General features: G+C 66.0%; 16 protein-coding genes. 9 read left to right on the top strand and 7 right to left on the bottom strand.

All coding sequences use genetic code 11. The features are described from left to right. Positions 1-861 precede the first annotated feature (861 nt). On the top strand, positions 862-1,902 hold the full coding sequence (mgrA, locus tag KR767_RS01760; protein ID WP_250877918.1) for an L-glyceraldehyde 3-phosphate reductase: 1,041 nt from the start codon (positions 862-864) through the stop codon (positions 1,900-1,902). A 525-nt stretch (positions 1,903-2,427) separates the two neighbouring features. Further along, the gene (locus KR767_RS01755; protein ID WP_250877917.1) at positions 2,428-3,549 is read left to right on the top strand and encodes a S8 family peptidase; all 1,122 of its coding nucleotides are present in this window, start codon (positions 2,428-2,430) and stop codon (positions 3,547-3,549) included. A gap of 1 nt (position 3,550) precedes the next feature. On the opposite strand, the gene KR767_RS01750 is transcribed toward KR767_RS01755, so the two are convergent. The 4 genes from KR767_RS01750 to wrbA form a co-directional block, all read right to left on the bottom strand. After that, positions 3,551-4,036 carry an asparaginase domain-containing protein gene (locus tag KR767_RS01750; RefSeq protein WP_166952643.1) on the bottom strand — a complete coding sequence of 162 codons (486 nt, stop codon included), beginning with the start codon at positions 4,034-4,036 and terminating at the stop codon, positions 3,551-3,553. A gap of 38 nt (positions 4,037-4,074) precedes the next feature. Then, positions 4,075-5,754 carry an acyl-CoA dehydrogenase family protein gene (locus KR767_RS01745; RefSeq protein WP_250877916.1) on the bottom strand — a complete coding sequence of 560 codons (1,680 nt, stop codon included), beginning with the start codon at positions 5,752-5,754 and terminating at the stop codon, positions 4,075-4,077. 109 nt (positions 5,755-5,863) lie between these two features. After that, complete coding sequence (locus KR767_RS01740; RefSeq protein WP_166952649.1) at positions 5,864-6,202, bottom strand: DUF2069 domain-containing protein; 339 nt, start codon at positions 6,200-6,202, stop codon at positions 5,864-5,866. Then, entirely contained in the window at positions 6,199-6,801 is a 603-nt protein-coding gene (wrbA, locus tag KR767_RS01735) for an NAD(P)H:quinone oxidoreductase (protein WP_166952652.1), read from the bottom strand. The genes KR767_RS01740 and wrbA overlap by 4 nt, the downstream gene beginning before the upstream one ends. A gap of 78 nt (positions 6,802-6,879) precedes the next feature. Between wrbA and KR767_RS01730 the strand changes: the two genes are divergently transcribed. From KR767_RS01730 to KR767_RS01720, 3 genes are read left to right on the top strand one after another with little or no spacing between them, the layout of a single operon-like run. Further along, positions 6,880-8,151 carry a YihY family inner membrane protein gene (locus KR767_RS01730; protein ID WP_166952655.1) on the top strand — a complete coding sequence of 424 codons (1,272 nt, stop codon included), beginning with the start codon at positions 6,880-6,882 and terminating at the stop codon, positions 8,149-8,151. Beyond that, positions 8,148-8,612: a TlpA family protein disulfide reductase gene (locus tag KR767_RS01725; RefSeq protein ID WP_166952658.1), complete on the top strand. Its 465-nt coding sequence runs from the start codon at positions 8,148-8,150 to the stop codon at positions 8,610-8,612. The genes KR767_RS01730 and KR767_RS01725 overlap by 4 nt, the downstream gene beginning before the upstream one ends. A 1-nt stretch (position 8,613) precedes the next feature. Continuing rightward, positions 8,614-8,883 (top strand): acylphosphatase, encoded by a 270-nt coding sequence (locus tag KR767_RS01720; RefSeq protein WP_250877915.1) that lies wholly within the window; start codon positions 8,614-8,616, stop codon positions 8,881-8,883. Between the two features lie 206 nt (positions 8,884-9,089). Here the strand turns inward: KR767_RS01720 and KR767_RS01715 are convergent, their stop codons facing one another. Beyond that, complete coding sequence (locus KR767_RS01715) at positions 9,090-9,572, bottom strand: copper chaperone PCu(A)C (protein WP_250879209.1); 483 nt, start codon at positions 9,570-9,572, stop codon at positions 9,090-9,092. Continuing rightward, the gene (locus KR767_RS01710) at positions 9,572-10,189 is read right to left on the bottom strand and encodes an SCO family protein (RefSeq protein WP_166952668.1); all 618 of its coding nucleotides are present in this window, start codon (positions 10,187-10,189) and stop codon (positions 9,572-9,574) included. The genes KR767_RS01715 and KR767_RS01710 overlap by 1 nt, the downstream gene beginning before the upstream one ends. A gap of 80 nt (positions 10,190-10,269) precedes the next feature. Here KR767_RS01710 and KR767_RS01705 point away from each other — a divergent pair, with 80 nt between their 5' ends. Next, positions 10,270-10,656: a DUF423 domain-containing protein gene (locus KR767_RS01705; RefSeq protein ID WP_166952803.1), complete on the top strand. Its 387-nt coding sequence runs from the start codon at positions 10,270-10,272 to the stop codon at positions 10,654-10,656. A gap of 5 nt (positions 10,657-10,661) precedes the next feature. Here the strand turns inward: KR767_RS01705 and KR767_RS01700 are convergent, their stop codons facing one another. Beyond that, positions 10,662-12,158: a transglutaminase-like domain-containing protein gene (locus tag KR767_RS01700; RefSeq protein WP_166952671.1), complete on the bottom strand. Its 1,497-nt coding sequence runs from the start codon at positions 12,156-12,158 to the stop codon at positions 10,662-10,664. 124 nt (positions 12,159-12,282) lie between these two features. Between KR767_RS01700 and purT the strand changes: the two genes are divergently transcribed. The 3 genes from purT to KR767_RS01685 all read left to right on the top strand — a co-directional run bounded on the left by purT (position 12,283) and on the right by KR767_RS01685 (position 16,309). Then, positions 12,283-13,464 carry a formate-dependent phosphoribosylglycinamide formyltransferase gene (gene purT, locus KR767_RS01695; protein WP_166952674.1) on the top strand — a complete coding sequence of 394 codons (1,182 nt, stop codon included), beginning with the start codon at positions 12,283-12,285 and terminating at the stop codon, positions 13,462-13,464. Positions 13,465-13,736: 272 nt separating this feature from the next. Next, positions 13,737-15,467: a tetratricopeptide repeat protein gene (locus KR767_RS01690; protein WP_250877914.1), complete on the top strand. Its 1,731-nt coding sequence runs from the start codon at positions 13,737-13,739 to the stop codon at positions 15,465-15,467. 8 nt (positions 15,468-15,475) lie between these two features. Next, positions 15,476-16,309 (top strand): SDR family oxidoreductase, encoded by an 834-nt coding sequence (locus KR767_RS01685; protein ID WP_250877913.1) that lies wholly within the window; start codon positions 15,476-15,478, stop codon positions 16,307-16,309. Positions 16,310-16,329 lie beyond the last annotated feature (20 nt).

Here is a 16,329-nt window from a genome sequence, read left to right as displayed (position 1 = left end):
CGATGTAGCGCTCCGTAGGAACGCAGCCCGTGTGGTGTTTCGCTCCGTAGGAAAGGCTCGCCTGTCGGCCTCGCACTCGGCGCGTGAGCGTGGTGGCGAACGAGGCGACGGGGGCGGCCCTTGTCGCTCCGGCCTACGGTGTCCCTCGGGAAAGGAGGAGCCGCTGCGTGGCTCAGTGTCTTATGGCTTACGCCCCTTCGGGCCCGGAGAGCGGGCGGGGTTTTTCGACTCGGCTCCTGCCTCGGCGAAAAAGGCCGGCCTTCCTGGCCGGCCCCGCTACGCGGCCTTATCCGCCCGCTCCCCTCACCTCCATCAAGTCGCGCCAAGGGCCGCCCCCGCCGCCTCTCCCCTCGTCGCGGCAGCTTGTTGTAGGAGCGCGCCTGCGCGCGACCGGTTATCGCGAACATCATCATCGTTTCGATATCACCGGTCGCGCGCAAGCACGCTCCTACAACGCCACTACTAAAGGGGTGGGAGCGGATCGCATCCGCGATGGGTGCTCGCGAACGCGCATCAATCGCCCCATAGCCATCGCCGACACGGTCGGCTCCTGCCCCTTAGGTAGCCAGCGCAGATCTACCCATGGCGTTGCTGACGCCCTGTAGGAGCGCGCCTGCGCGCGACCGGTTGTTGCGAACATCTTCATCGTTTCGATATCACCGGTCGCGCGCAAGGCGCGCTCCTACAGGGGAGCGGTGTTGCAGGATGGGGCGCCGACCGCCTGCCTGGCGCGGGCAGGGCTGCGTGGGTGACAAATGTCGTATCGGCGATGAACGAGCTTCATCGCTGTGTTGAAAGACAAGCCGATATCCGATGCACTGAGGTTGCTAGGATGGCGGGCATCCCTATGGAGCCCTTCCCATGTCTTACCGCGCCGCCCCCGACCGTTACGATAACCTCATGCCTTACCGCCGCTGTGGCCGCAGCGGTATCGATCTGCCTGCCATTTCGCTCGGCCTGTGGCAGAACTTTGGCGGCACCGATGTCTTCGAGACCGGCCGCGCCATCCTGCGTCGTGCCTTTGATCGCGGCGTCACGCATTTCGACCTGGCCAACAACTACGGTCCGCCCGCGGGATCGGCCGAGGAAAACTTCGGGCGTGTTCTCGCCACCGACTTCGCGCCGTATCGCGACGAGCTGATCATTTCCACCAAGGCCGGCTGGGATATGTGGCCCGGTCCGTATGGTGGCATCGGCGGCAGTCGCAAATACCTCATTGCCAGCCTCGACCAGTCGCTGAAGCGCATGGGCCTGGACTACGTGGATATTTTTTACTCGCACCGCGTGGACCCGACCACGCCGCTGGAAGAGACCATGCGTGCGCTGGCGCATATCCATCGCCAGGGAAAGGCCTTGTACGTCGGCATCTCCAGCTACTCGCCCGAACTCACCCGCAAGGCCGCCGCCATCCTTGCCGACGAGCGCGTGCCGCTTTTTATCCACCAGCCGAACTACTCCATGTTCAATCGCTGGATCGAGGATGGCCTGCTCGATACGCTGGATGATCTCGGTACCGGTTGCATCGCATTCTCGCCGCTGGCGCAGGGCCTGCTCACCTCGAAGTACCTCGGTGGCGTGCCCGCCGATGCACGTGTCACGCGTGATGGCTCGTTCCGCAAGGACATGTTGAGTGACGAAAATCTCCAGCGTATCCGTGCACTCAACGCCATCGCCGAGCGTCGCGGCCAGACGCTGGCGCAGCTGGCCATTGCCTGGGTGCTGCGCGATCCGCGTGTTACCTCTGCATTGATCGGCGCGCGCACCGTCGAGCAGCTGGACAATTCGCTGGATGCCGTAAAGCAGCTGTCGTTCTCCGCAGAAGAACTCGCGGAAATCGACCGCCATGCCACCGATGGCGGCACCGACCTCTGGCGCGAATCCGCCGTTCTCCAATCACGTTGACTGTAGGAGCGCGCCTTGCGCGCGACCGGGCATGCAATATACCCCTTCGCGCGCAAGGCGCGCTCCTACAACGGCCGGTGTCGCCAGGACCGGGCCACTGGCGCGAATCCTCATCCGCCGACCAGATACAAGTCGACCACCTAAAGACTGTAGGAGCGCGCCTCGCGCGCGACCGTTTACCCTCAAGCGGGCAAGTCCACATCGCGCAGGTTGGCTTGCCGGCACGAACTCACGGGTGGCAGTGATCGCCGAGCGAATCGCACACATCTAACGTGGATGGTCCATTTATAAAGGACCATCCTCATGCGCTGTCCGTTTGCCGTCGTCGTGATCCTTGCTCTGGGCACTTTCAGTCAGGGCGCCTTATCGTCCACCCGCTACATCGTCCGGTTCTCCAGCCCGCAGTCCGTCTCCGAAACAAAACCACCAGGAAAACGCGTCCGGCGATCGGTGGCGCCGACCCAAGACGTCGCCGCGAGGCGGCTCAGATCACTCGGCGCCGATGCGGCGGTATACGAACAAGAGGTGGCCGATGCCGACGCACTTCGCGCACTTCCCGGCGTCGTTTCCGTCGAAGAGGACCGTCGCCTGCAGCTCACGGCCGTGACCGATCCGCTCTGGCGCCGCCAGTGGTACATGCACGATCCACGCTACGGCACGGATGCGGAAGTGGCCTGGCGTTACACACAGGGCGAGGGCGCCGTGGTGGCTGTCGTCGATTCCGGCATCGTTTCCCATCGGGAATTCGAAGGACGCCTGTTGCCCGGTTATGACTTTCTGTCCGACGCGCAGGAGGCTCGCGACGGGGACGAAAGGGATGCCGATCCCACCGACGAAGGCGATTGGCGCGATCCGGGTGAGTGCGGATCGCTCGTGGCGCATCCGTCGTCCTGGCATGGCACGCATGTGGCGGGACTCGCGGTCGCGCGTGGGGACAATAGCTACGGTGTTGTCGGCGTGGCTCCGGGGGCGATGTTGTTGCCGGTTCGTGCCGCGGGCATGTGCGGTGCCTGGACATCCGACGTGGTCGATGCCATCACCTGGGCGTCGGGTGGGGACGTGGAGGGTGTGCCTCCGGTCGAGCGGCGGGCCGATGTGATCAATCTCAGCCTGGGTGGTCCCGGTGCATGTGGTGAGGCGTTTGCTTCGGCCATCGCCGCCGCACAGGCGAGGGGGAGCGTCATCGTCGTCGCGGCGGGCAACAATGGCGTCAAGGCATCCACTTTCTCACCGGCTAACTGCCCGGGCGTCATTTCGGTGGGTGCGCTGGCGCGCGATGGCAGCCAGGCGTGGTACTCCAACCATGGCGACGGGTTGACGCTATCCGCACCGGGCGGCTCGAAGTCAGGCATCCGTCGGGACGATATCGTGTCCACGCTCGATCTTGGCCGCACGTCTGCAACGCGCCCGGTGTTCGGCTACCTGGCGGGTACGTCGATGGCCGCGCCGCAGGTGGCGGGGCTGGTGGCACTCATGCGCTCGGCCGATCCGCAGATCAGCGTAGAGGAGGTAAGGCAGCAACTGGTGGACAACGCGCGGCCCGTGCAGGGGCGCTGTCCGAAGGGCTGTGGCGCTGGCGTCATGGATGCCGGCGCCACCGTGGATGCCGTGGTCGAGGACCGGGCGCGTCGCGAGGCGACGCGCTGAATCAGACGGCTTCGAAGCGGTTGGCGTCGCGGTTCTTGCGCACCGTCTTCGGGTCCCACACGCGGCCGTTCATGGCGATGTACACGCCATCGGACAGTGTCTGCACGGCGCCGACGGCGCAGCCGATGTTGAACACGGCGTCAGAGCCCTGGAAGCGGGCGGGGTTCAGGGCACCGGTGAGCACGATGACCTTGCCCGGAATGCCTTCGAGCACCTTCGCCGTTTCCACCATGGTGTCGGTGCCATGGGTGACCAGTACGTGGCGGTGCGGCTGGGCCTCGATGGTGCTGCGCATGAGGGCGCGGTCTTCGTCGGTGACGTGGAGGCTGTCCTTGCGCAGGATGGGGATCACGTCGAAACGGAATGCCACGCCCAGCTGGGTGAGGATCTCACCGATCTGCGGCGAGCCGATCTGGTAGTCGGACTTGTCGTCGAAGTAGACCTTGTCGATCGTGCCGCCGGTGGTGACGATGGTGAGATGCTGCATGGGCTGACCTGGGACTGGCGTGGAGCGGGGCGGCCATTCTACATGGCCGCCCGCACCTTCCGGGCGCAGGGTGTCGCCGGCCGGTCGTACGCCAGCGTGGCGTCGTCGTCGGTGTGGGGCAGCGACAGCCGGTCCAGGCCCCGTGCAATAAAGCGACGGCAGGCCGCCAGCGGGCGATCATCGCCTGCCGCTTCTCCCCAGCCGGCCGAGCGCACCAGCAGGGCCGCAGCCATGCTCCGGGCCAGCGTGAAGGCGATGCCGCGAGCCGAGGCCTCGAGTGCGCCACGGTCCGAGGCGGTATCGGCGAGCAGCGATTCGGTGGCGTCCAGCGCCGCATGGATAGGCCGCAAGGCGGTCGAGCCGGCCGGCACCAGAGTGGCCACGGTTTCTCTCAAGGCAGGAAGGCCTCCGGCGCTGAGGGTTCGCAGCATGTCCAGGGAGAGCACGTTGGTGGTGCCTTCCCAGATGGCGTAAACCTGCGCGTCGCGAAGCAATTGGGGCAGGCCGGTGTCCTCGATATAGCCGGCACCACCGAAGCATTCCAGGGCTTCGGACACGACGGCGATGGATGACTTGGCCGTCCACAGCTTGGCCAGCGGAGTAAGCAGGCGAAGCAGGGCGGTTTCACGGGGAGAGGCTTCGCCCTGTTCGCTGCGACCCAACAGGTCGGCGACGAAGAACGCGAGCGAGAACGCGCCTTCGAACTCGGCCTGCATGTCGGCCAGGGTACGTGCGTGCAACGGCTGGTCGATGAGATACGCACCGAAGGCCTGGCGCCGATGGGCATAGTCGCGGGCCAGCGAGATTGCCCGGGCCATGCTGGCGACGGCGCACACGGCGTTCCAGGTGCGTGTGATGTTCAGCATGGGCGTCACCTGCCTTACGCCATGTTCGAGCGGTCCGACCGGTGTCGCGGGCAGGCCGTCGAGATGAATTTCAGCGGTGGGAAGCTCGTGCGTACCGAGTTTTTTCTTAAGCCGGTCGATGGTGATGCCGCGCCAGGCGCCGTGTTCGTCCTTCGTTTCCACGTAGAACAGGGCCAGGGCGGCGGTGCCTTTGCCAGCTCCCTCGGGGCGGGCCAGCGCCAGCGCAGCCTCACCCACGACGGCCGAGCTGAACCACTTGCGGCCGTACAGGCGCCACTGGCCGTCGGGATCGCGACGGGCCACGGTCTCCGTCTGGCCGACGTCCGAGCCACCATGGGTCTCCGTCATCCACTGACCGGACAGCCAGAAGGTGGCGGGATCGCGGCTGAGGAAATGGGGCAGGGCGCGGTCCATCAGTGCCTGCCCGCCTGCCGCGCGGATGGCCGTGGCGGCGCCGTCGGTCATCGCCAGCGGGCAGCAGTAGAACTCACTGGCCGGGTGATACAGATAGACGCGGGCGAACTGTTCCGTTCGCGCCCAGGGCGTCGAGGCATGGCCAGCGGCCAGTACGCCGTGCCGTGTGGTGAGGGAGGGGCCTTCTTCCCAGGCCGGCGTCAGGGCAATGCGATCGACGCGGGCGCCCCAGGCATCCCAGTTCGTGAGGACCGGTTCGGTGCGCGGCGTGCGCTGCCTGCGCTCCCAGGCATGGACGGCGTAGTCGCCCAGGGCGACGAGATCGGGAGTGGTGGTGGCGAACCGCTCATCGGGCAACGTGCGTGCGAGCCAGGCGCCGAGCACGCGGTCGTTGCGGAACGGGTGGGCCAGTCGCGGCGAGTCCTGAAGGAATCCCATCGTGCGGTCCTCTTCGTCGGTATCCGCGATCTAGCCTGCACCGCCGTGCAACGGAGGTCGAGACGCTGCGCAGCATTGGCGCAGGACGCGCCAGCGCGCCGCCGGCCATTCAGCGTCGGCGACGGACGCCGGCACCGAGCGTGCCGATAAGGAGCAGGGTAAAAAGGATCTCCAGCACGGCAAGCCAGCGGTCAGCCGTGGAGCTCCACACCTCCGATACGCCGTGGCAGAAATAGAACAGCGAAAGGATGCCCACCCACAGCAAGGCGCGGATGACGTTGGGCAGGGCCAGCAGCGGGAGCAGCAGCGGCGGTACCGTAAGCGCGAAGGCGACCCAGCGCGGAATGGATACCGGCGCGTAGAGCGAATACCACAGCACCTGGACCACCAGCAGGGCGGCCCAGGCGATGAGTCCGGTCTTCTGCGTGGCCGTGAGCGGCGACGTCACGCCGGCGTGCCCAGGCGGCGGGCGACATCCGCCAGTCGCTTGCCAAGCGCACGCGCCAGTTCGCGTTCAGCCTCGGAAATGGGCTGGTCGCCTCGGTGCCCGGCGACATGGCTGGCCCCGTACGGCGTGCCGCCGCTGGTGGTGCTGCTGAGGGCAGGTTCCGTGAAGGGGATGCCGACCAGCAGCATGCCGTGGTGAAGCAGGGGCAGGGCCATCGACAGCAAGGTGGATTCCTGTCCGCCATGCATGGTGCTGGTGGACGTGAACAGGGCGGCCGGTTTGCCGGCGAGCGCCCCCGAGGCCCATTCCGCACCCGTGGTGTCGAGGAAATGCTTCAGTGGCGCCGCCATGTTGCCGAAGCGCGTGGGGCTGCCCATCGCCATGCCCACGCATTCGATCAGGTCGGCCCGCGAGACATACGGCGCACCTTCTTCTGGCTCGGGCGGCATGGCCGTTTCGGTGACCGGCGCCACCGGAGGCACCTGGCGCAGGCGGGCGCGCATGCCCGGCACTTCCTCGATACCGCGCGCCAGCAGGCGGGCGAGCTGGGCCGTGTGGCCCGTACGGCTGTAGTAGAGTACGAGTACGTCGTGGGACATGGATGGTCGCCTTTTCGAAGGCGCTAGTCTCGCAGAACTGCCACACGTTCCCAATCGTTCGGGAAGATAAGGATGGACATGCGCTTGCGTTTCGATCGGGATCGCGCCCTCAGCTTCACTCGTTTCACCTGGTCGCGTTTCCTCGACGACAAATGCTTCGAGACGGCCGGCGCGCTTTCCTACACCACGCTGGTCTCGCTGGTGCCGTTGACGGTGGCGGTGTTCGCCATCCTGTCGGCGTTTCCCGTGTTTGCCGAATGGCGCGGCAGCATTGCCGACTATGCCTTCCGCAACTTCGTGCCGGCCACGGGCGCGAAGATCCAGGAATACATGCTCGCCTTCGCCGACAAGGCGAGCCAGCTCACGGGCATCTCCGTGCTGGTGATGCTGTTCAGTGCCGTCACCATGATGATCAGCATCGAAGACCGCCTGAACCGTATCTGGCGCGTGCGCAAGCCCCGCGGCTGGACATCGCGCCTGCTGCTGTACTGGGCCGCGCTCACGCTGGGGCCTATCCTCGTGGTGGGTGGCCTCGTCTTGTCGTCCTATCTCACTGCCCTGCCCATGCTGCATGCGGCGGCGGATCAGATCGCCACGCAGAGCACCCTGCTGAATTTCGTGCCGTTCGGCATTACGTTCGTGACGCTGTTGCTCATGTATACGATGGTGCCGAACCGGCGCGTGTCGTGGCGGCATGCCGCCATCGGTGCGCTGCTGGGTGCCGTGCTCTTCGAGATCGCGCGCTGGGGCTTCACCCAGTTCATCCGCCGCTCGCCGAACTACGAGGAAATCTACGGCGCGCTGGCCGCGATTCCCATTTTCCTGCTGTGGATCTACCTGTCATGGATCATCGTGATCCTTGGCGCCTCCATTGCGGCGTCGATTTCGGCCTTCGAGTACACCACGCCGCATGAGGCCTTGCCCGATGGCGCCGAGTTCATCGGCCTGCTGGTGGTGCTCCAGCATTTCGTTTGCGCGCAACGCCTGGGCGAAAGTGTCGATCCGGCCATCGTCCGCGTGCGCGAGCCTTATCTGTCGTCCAATGCCATCGCAAGCTACTTCGACGACCTGCAGAAGGCCGACATGATCCAGCGTGGCGAGGCCGGTGGCTGGTTGCTCAGCCGTTCGCTCGACGCCACCGAACTGCTGCGCGTGTACCGCTGCGCCCAGTACCGCCTGCCGCTGCATCCGCGCGAGCAGGTGGAGCGCCTGGGCATCGCGTTGCCGGCCGAACTGCTGGTACTTCTGGACAATCTCGCGCTGGCGCTGGATGCCACGCTGGGGGCCCGGCTGGATACACTGTTTCCTCCCCAAGTCGTCCGTTCCCCCAACGAGGACACCTTCGAATGATCCTGCGCTTCGCCGCCGCCCTGGCCCTGGCCGCCAGTGCGCCTGTCCTGGCCACCGCCGCCACGCCTACGCTCAAGGTCACCACGGTCGATGGCCATGCCTTCGACCTGTCTGCCCAGCGTGGCAAGTGGGTGATCGTGAATTACTGGGCCACCTGGTGCGTGCCCTGCATCAAGGAAATGCCGGATATCTCCGGTTTCGTGAAGGATCACAAGAACGTCGCGGCGATCGGCCTGGCCTTCGAGGACACCGACGTGAAGGAGATCAAGGCATTCCTGGCCAAGCATCCGGTCGTCTATCCGATCGCGCAGGTGGATGTCACCGAGCCGCCGAAGGATTTCGATCCGCCGCAGGGGCTGCCCACCACCTATCTCATCGCACCGGATGGTCACGTTGCCAAGCGTTTCGTCGGCCCGGTGGATGCAAAGAAACTCGGCGAGGCGATTGCCGGAGGAAAGTGAGATGAATGCCGCACGCTTCATCGTCAGGGGCCGGGTACAGGGCGTGTTCTTTCGCGCGTCTACCCGTGACCAGGCCGTGGCCTTGAAGCTTGCCGGCCACGCGCGCAACCTGCTCGATGGAAGCGTCGAGGTAGTGGCGTACGGCGAGGCGGTCGCCATCGATCAGTTGGAGGCATGGCTCCACCAGGGGCCCCCGACGGCATCGGTAGAAGAACTCTACCGCGAAGAACTCCACCCCCACGAAGCCCCCACCACCTTCGTCGTGAAATAACCCTGCCCACCACCTTCTTCGTGAAATAACCCTGTAGGAGCGCGCCTTGCGCGCGACAGGTTTTCGCGAAACCTTGATCACGATGGCGTTATCGCGATGATGGATGCTTACTCACGCCCGGTCGCGCGCCGGCGCGCTCCTACAGGGGGGCATCCATCGTGGTGCTTGCGCGCGAAGCTGTCGCGCGCCAGGCGCGCTCCTGCGGGTTAGCCGTGGGGGCCGGTGGCGTTTGCCGGGCGGGCCAGCATTTTTACAGGCACGGCTTCACCATCGGAGAGCTTGAACGTCACCGTGAGCGTATCGCCGGCTTTCACCGGGTGCTTCGCGTCCATCAGCATCACGTGATAACCGCCGGGCGAGAACGACGTCTTCTGCTTTGCCGGCAGCGGCACGCTGTCCACCATTTCCATGCGGCCCATGCCACCTTCGGTGCTGCTGCGATGGATCATCACGTCGCCGTAGTCGGCACTGTCCGCCGACACGATCGACAGCGCCCGGTCCGAGGTGTTCTCGAATGTCACGAAACCACCCGCAGGCAGCGTGCCGGGCAATACGCGAATCCATCCGTCCGATGCAATGACGGGCGAGGCGGTCGCCGGCGTTTTCGCTACAGTTTTGTTTGCAGGTTTGTCGCTGGCATGTGTGCCACCGGCGACAAGAACGAGCGCGAAGGCAACGGAACGAAGCATCACGAGTGGTTCTCCAGCGTGGTGAGCAGCGTGAGATCGTGCACGATGTCGTCCTGCGAGGCCGATGGCGTGGCAAGCAGGCGGGCCTTGCCCTGCGCGTCGAAGATGAAGATGGCCGAGCTGTGGCTCACCTCGTAGTTGCCATCGCCACGGTCCGGTTCACGGGAGAATGCCGAGCGATAGCGCTTGGCCAGTTTCTCCAGTTCGGGGTCGGGGCCGCTGAGGCCGATGGCACGCTTGTCGAACGCGGTGACATAGCTATGCATCACCGACGGCGTGTCCCGCTTGGGATCGACGCTGACGAAAAGAATGCGCACGTTCTCCGCCGCCGGCCCCAGGCGGTCGAGCACCACATGAAGCTGGGTCAGGGTGAGCGGGCAGACATCAGGGCAGTGGGTGTAGCCGAAGTACAGGATGGCAACCTTGCCCTTGTAATCGGCACCGGTCACGTTGCGGCCCTGGTCGTCCACCAGCTTGAAGTCGAGGTCGGGCAGGTGGCCGGAGACATCATTCAGACGCCACTCGGGCTGCGGTTCGCGCTGGCAGCCGGCAAGACCTGCCAGGGCGACGAAGGCGAACAGGGCCAGCACGACCCTGCGGAAAGAGGACGACTTCATGCGACACTCCGCGAGATATCGTCCGAAGCATACGCCACCCTTCCCGCCGTCATGGCTCCAGGAGACAGGAATTCCCCATGATGCGACATCGTGTCAACGGCGCCACGGCACTCACCGTCGCCCTGTCCGGCGCCACTGCCGTGATCCTCGGTGCCTTTGGGGCCCATGCCCTGCGCGGGCTGGTCGATGCGCAGGCGATGCAGCCGTGGCACACCGCCGTGCAGTATCACTTCTGGCACACGCTGGCCTTGCTCGCTGCCGCATTGGGCCTGCCGGCCGGCGGTGGTCGCAAGACGGCTATCGTGTCCTTCGCCGTGGGCATCGTGCTCTTTTGCGGCAGTCTCTACGTGCTGACGCTGGGTGCCCCGCGCTGGGTCGGCATCATCACGCCGGTGGGCGGCATTGCCTTCATCGCCGGCTGGCTGGCGGTGGGCTGGTCGCTTGCCCGGGGATCTTCCGGCGACTGACGCCTTCAGCGTTCGCTGCCCGCACCTGCCGAGCCAACGAAGCCACCTTCGGCCGGACCAGGAAGGTCGATCAGGTTCGACGATGGCTGGGCCTTGTCGATGCGTATGTCTCGCAAGGTATTCATCGCGGCGAAGAAACGCCACGGGTCACCATTGCCGGTACCCAGGGCGATGTGCGTCGAGTCGAAACGTCGCTCGGCGGAATCGAAACTGATCCAGCGCCCGTCGATATAGGCCTGCGTCCAGGCATGCGGCACGAAGACGCGCGATGCACCTCCCATCCGTTCCACATAAGCGATGCCGGTAACCATCCGCGCCGGAATGCCGAGCGAACGCGCCAGTGCGGTGAGCAGAACGGCATGCTCGGTGCAGTCGCCACGACGGCTGTCCAGTGTTTCCAGGGCCGATGCGTAGCCCACGTCGAGGCCTTTCTGGTCGATGTAATCGGACAGGAAGGCACGCAGCTTGCGCATGCGCTGCAGGTCGGTTTTCGCGTCTCCGACGATCGATTTCGCGAAGTCCGCGATTCGGGGAGAATCGGATTGCACCCATGGGCTGGGTGCCGTGTCCTCGCCAGAAGGCGAGCTTTCCCTGCCAGGGCGTGCAAAGCCGATATCGACGTAATACATGCCATCGCCCAATGACGATACATGTTGTTCGTCCGTCTCGATGAACGGCTCGGGATGGTTGCCGCGCACGGTGATGGTGTAGCGCATCGGTGCGGAGCGGAAGTTCGGTGTCAGTGCCCGTGGCGAATCGATCAGCGCTGCACGCAGGATATCCAGGTCCTGGTCGGGGGCCTGGGCGCACGCCTGGTTGCAGGCGGTCATTTCCAGGCGGAAGCCAAGCAGGGGTGAAATGCCACGCCGGATGGCTCCCTGGTCGTCCACCCAGATATCGACCGGATGCGCCGAAGGTACGTTGACCAGCGATTGGCGCAGGTGATGAAGGTGCTCATGGCTGCCATCGGGCATCTCTATGGTTTCGTCGCCCACGACGGCGACATCCACCGTGGCGACCTGCTGTCTCACCGAATCGAAGTTGCGCACGCGATACGTCGTTCCTGCACGAAATCCGTGGGCGACCGTCGCCAGTCGCTGGCCCTCGATCAGTGCCGCCCCGGTTGGCCAGATCAGCAGGTTGACCTGCGATTCGCCGCCGACGGTGTTCGATACCTGGAAGGTGCCGTCCTGACGGGAGGTTCCTTCCACCACGCTCTCCTTCGACGACATGTTGCTGTTGGCATAGAAGGCCAGCGGGGTACCGTCGGGTGCTTCCACGGTCTTCACCGTGGTATGCGTCACCAGGGGCGTGTGGATGCGGGTCAGGCGGAAGTCGAGGGTCTGCGTCGTGGTGACGGCATCGGGCGTGACGTCGCGATCGATTTGCAGGCTTCCCACCTTGCGGCCGTCCAGCAGGACGGTCATCCAGCGACGTTCGGCCAGGGCCGGCTGGATGGCAAGGCACGAAAGTACGGCGAGAACGGCAAGACAGCGTCTCATGGGCGTACGTCCGGCAACGGGGACAGCTGCATCTCATCACGTTCGCAGCCGGAGTCAAGTGCCGACGGAGACAGGGGGATCAGCCGGTACACTAGGCGTTTCCCGACCCCGGCAAGGCCTCCTCATGCATACCTTCGGCACCCCCCATTCCGATAACGCCCTGCGGGTGCTGCTGCTGGGTTCCGGCGAGCTCGGCAAGGAAGTGGCCATCGAACTCCAGCGCTTCGCGGTCGAGGTGATCGCGGTCGATCGCTACGCCAATGCGCCCGCCATGCAGGTGGCCCACCGCAGCCATGTGATCGACATGCTCGATGGCGCCGCCCTGCGCGCCCTCATCGAGCAGGAAAAGCCACACCTGGTGGTGCCGGAGATCGAGGCCATCCATACGCCGACCCTGGTCGAGCTTGAAAAGCAGGGACTGAAGGTCATTCCCACGGCAAAGGCAGCGTGGCTCACGATGGATCGCGAGGGCATCCGTCGCCTTGCGGCGGAGGAACTGGGCCTGCCCACCTCGCCCTACCGGTTCTGCGATACGCGCGAGGCCTTTCTCGCCGCTGTGGCCGAACTGGGCACGCCTTGCGTGGTGAAGCCGGTGATGAGTTCGTCCGGCAAGGGGCAGAGCGTGGTCCGCCGCACGGAGGATGCCGACGCCGCCTGGGAATACGCGCAGTCGGGTGGCCGCGCGGGCAAGGGCCGAGTGATCGTCGAGGGGTTCATCGATTTCGATTACGAGATCACCCTGCTGACGGTGCGCCATCGTGATGGGGTGTCGTTCTGTGCGCCCATCGGGCATCGCCAGGAGGATGGTGATTATCGCGAGTCGTGGCAGCCGCAGCCGATGAGCGATGCGGCGAAGGCTGCCGCCGAGGGCCAGGCCGATGCCATTACCGCCGCGCTGGGTGGCTGGGGTGTGTTCGGCGTGGAGTTCTTCGTGCGCGGCGACGAGGTCATTTTCTCCGAAGTCAGCCCGCGTCCCCACGATACCGGCCTGGTTACGCTTATTTCGCAGGATCTTTCGGAATTCGCCCTGCATGCGCGCGCTATCCTGGGCCTGCCGGTTCCCGAGATTCATGCCTTCGGTCCGGCGGCATCGTGCGCGGTGCTGGTCGAGGGCGAGGGTCATGCGCCCACCTACCACGGCATCGCCGAGGCGCTGGCCGAGACCGGCACCATGCTTCGCATCTTCGGCAAGCCCGAGGTGCGTGGCCGTCGTCGCATGGCGGTGACCCTGGCGCGGGGAGGTAGCATCGACGAGGCCCTCGAGAAGGCCAAGCGGGCCGCGACGAAGATCCGCGTGCAGCTTTGAACCAGTGAATACCGCTCCGCCCGGTCGCGCGCAAGGCGCGCTCCTACACGAGCGCCATGTAGGAGCGCGCCTCGCGCGCGACCAGGCCGGAGCGAAGCCCTACCACTGTAGGAGCGCGCCTTGCGCGCGACCGGACCGGAGCGAAGCCCAGCCACTGTAGGAGCGCGCCTCGCGCGCGACCGGCGAAGCCGAAAGCTGAGGATTAACCGCCCTACAACGCCCGTTCACACGCGAATGTTAAGCTCCGGTGCTGGTAAGGACGATCCATTCCCATGAGCGGACGCAGAGATTCCCACGACCACCACGGCCGTACCGAGCCCACGCTCGGCCGGCTCGACGACCTGGACAAGCCCACACCGCCGCCCGCGGACGACGGCCTGCCCCATATCGTCATCGACGAACCGCGCCGTCGCGGCGGGCATGCGCCCGTGCCGCCGCCGAAGCGTCCGCGCAAGCGCGGTTGGCTCATCCCGTTCCTCGTGCTCGTGCTCATCGGCGCAGTCACGGCCCTGTGGCTGCAGCAGGATCGCCTGCGCACCATGCTGCCGCGCACCGAACTCAACGATCTGCTGACCCAGGCCAACCAGGCACTCGATGCCGGCCGCCTCGACGGTAGCAACGGCGACAGCGCCCGCGAACTCTTCGAAAAAGCCCGCGACCAGCAGCCCGACAGCGATCAGGCCCGCGACGGCCTGCGCCGGGTGGGGCAGGCCGAGGTGGCCCGCGCAGACGCCGCGCTCAGTGCCGGCCACCTCGATGAGGCGGAAGCCGCGCTCAATGTCGCCCGCGAACTCCTGGGCGGCGGCAGCGATATCGAACAGCTCAGCCAGCGCCTCTCCACCGCGCGCAATCCGCAGTCGCAGACAGAAACCCTGATCGACCAGGCGCAGCAGGCACTCGCCGCCGGCAAGCTCGATGGAGACGACGGCGCAGGTCCGCTTTATCGTCGCGTGCTGGACGCCGACAAGAACAATGCCGTGGCGGCGCGGGGCCTCGACAAGGTGGGCGACGGTCTCGCAGCGCAGGCGCGCCAGGCCATGGCCGACAACGACAAGGCAAAGGCCAACGCCCTCGTAGACCGCATCGCCCTGCTGGTGCCCAACTATGGCGACCTCCCCGCACTGCGCGCCTCGCTGGCCGAGACCCGCAAGCAGGACGACCAGGCCGTGGCCGCGCTCGTGCAGCAGGGTACCGACGCCATGCGCGCCGGACGCTTCACCGGCGAGGGCGACGACAATGCCCTGGCCCGTTTTCGCGCGGCCCTTGCGCTCGACCCCGACAACGCCGACGCGAAAGCAGGTCTCGGGCAGGTGGCCCAGGCGCTCATCGTGCAGGCCAATGCAGCTATCGACAGCGAAGACGACGACCACGCTGCGAGTCTGCTCGACGAGGCGGCCAAGCTGGCGCCGAAATCGGCAGAGCTGGCCGCTGCGCGCGCCCGCATCGCTGGCGCCGACCTGAGGAGCGCCGCACCCGCCGCGCCGAAGGCCGGCAAGCTGCCCATGGCGCAGGCGGGCGGCCAGCAGGGCGATACGGCCGAAGCATCGCTGGCCGTCAGCCCCGAGCAGAAAGCCCGGGTTGTCGCGCTGGTGCAGCGGGCGCAGGCTGCCGTCGGCCGTGGCGAGATCATGGATCCACCCGGTGACAGCGCCTACGACCTTTATCGCAATGCGCTGGCCATCGACGGCAACGACCCGGCGGCCCGCGCGGGGTTGCAGGGCCTTCCCGCGCAGGTGGAAAAGCTGATGCTCCAGGCGGTTTCCAACGGCAACGTGAAGCGCGCGGAAGATCTCTACGCGACGATGTCCGACCTTGCGCCAGGTGACGCCTCGCAGGGCGAAATGCGCCATCGCCTCGGCAGCGCCTGGATCGACAACGCCTTGCAGCGCGCCTCGCAGGGTGATCGGCAGGGTGCTTTCACCTCGCTCGACCGGGCCCGCCATTACGTCCCCGACGATCCCCGCCTGCAAAGCGCTTACGAGCGCATCGCGACGGGACGCTGAGTCAGCGCATGACGATTCTTGTCATCGGTGCATCCAGCCAGATCGGCCATTACCTCCTGCCCCGGCTGCATGGCCTGGGCAACGAGGTGCTCTGCCTGAGTCGCAGTGCTCCGGAAGGCGACTCAACATGGATCAAAGGTGGCTTGCCGCATGCCATGCCATCGCTGCCGCGCCTGCGGGCCATTCTGTCCTGTGGCCCGCTGGATTGCCTGGCCGAGTGGCTGTCCGCGACACGGCTGGAAGGCACGCCCCATATCATCGCGACATCGTCGATGAGCGCCGAAAGCAAGCGCTACTCCGATGTGCCTGCCGAGCGCGACCTTTCACGGCGGCTGCGTGCCGCAGAGACACTGCTCAGTGCTTCCTGCGCATCGCGCGGCATGCCCTGGACCTTATTTCGGCCCACCCTGGTCTACGGTGCGGGGCTCGATAACAGCCTGACGCCGATGGTGAGGCAGGCCACCCGTCGCCGTGTGTTTCCCCTTCCGGGTGGACGGGGCCAGCGCCAGCCGGTGCATGCCGACGACATTGCGGCAGCCATGGTGGCGGCCCTCGTTCGTAGCCAGGCGCGAGGCAAGACCTTTCCCATCGGCGGAGGCGAGCGTCTGGGGGTCACTGAAATGTTCCGCCGGGTGCGTCGCAGCAGTGGCTTTGCCACCGTGCCGATCCCCGTACCGGGTTTTGCCCTGTCGCTGGCCGCATGGCTGGTGCCGCGCGTGCGTGGGCCCATTCAACGGCTCGATAGCGACCTGATCGCCGACAATACCGCCCTTGAGCAGGTGCTGGACGTGCATCCGAGGCCGTTCCGGCCGGATCCGGCCATGTGGCGTCCTCCCGCCTGACTCCGATCGCCACCGCATTG

Origin of the sequence: Luteibacter anthropi, assembly GCF_023699965.1 — a bacterium.
Taxonomy (GTDB): Bacteria; Pseudomonadota; Gammaproteobacteria; order Xanthomonadales; family Rhodanobacteraceae; genus Luteibacter; species Luteibacter anthropi.
This window is presented reverse-complemented; position numbering and strand designations above follow the sequence as displayed.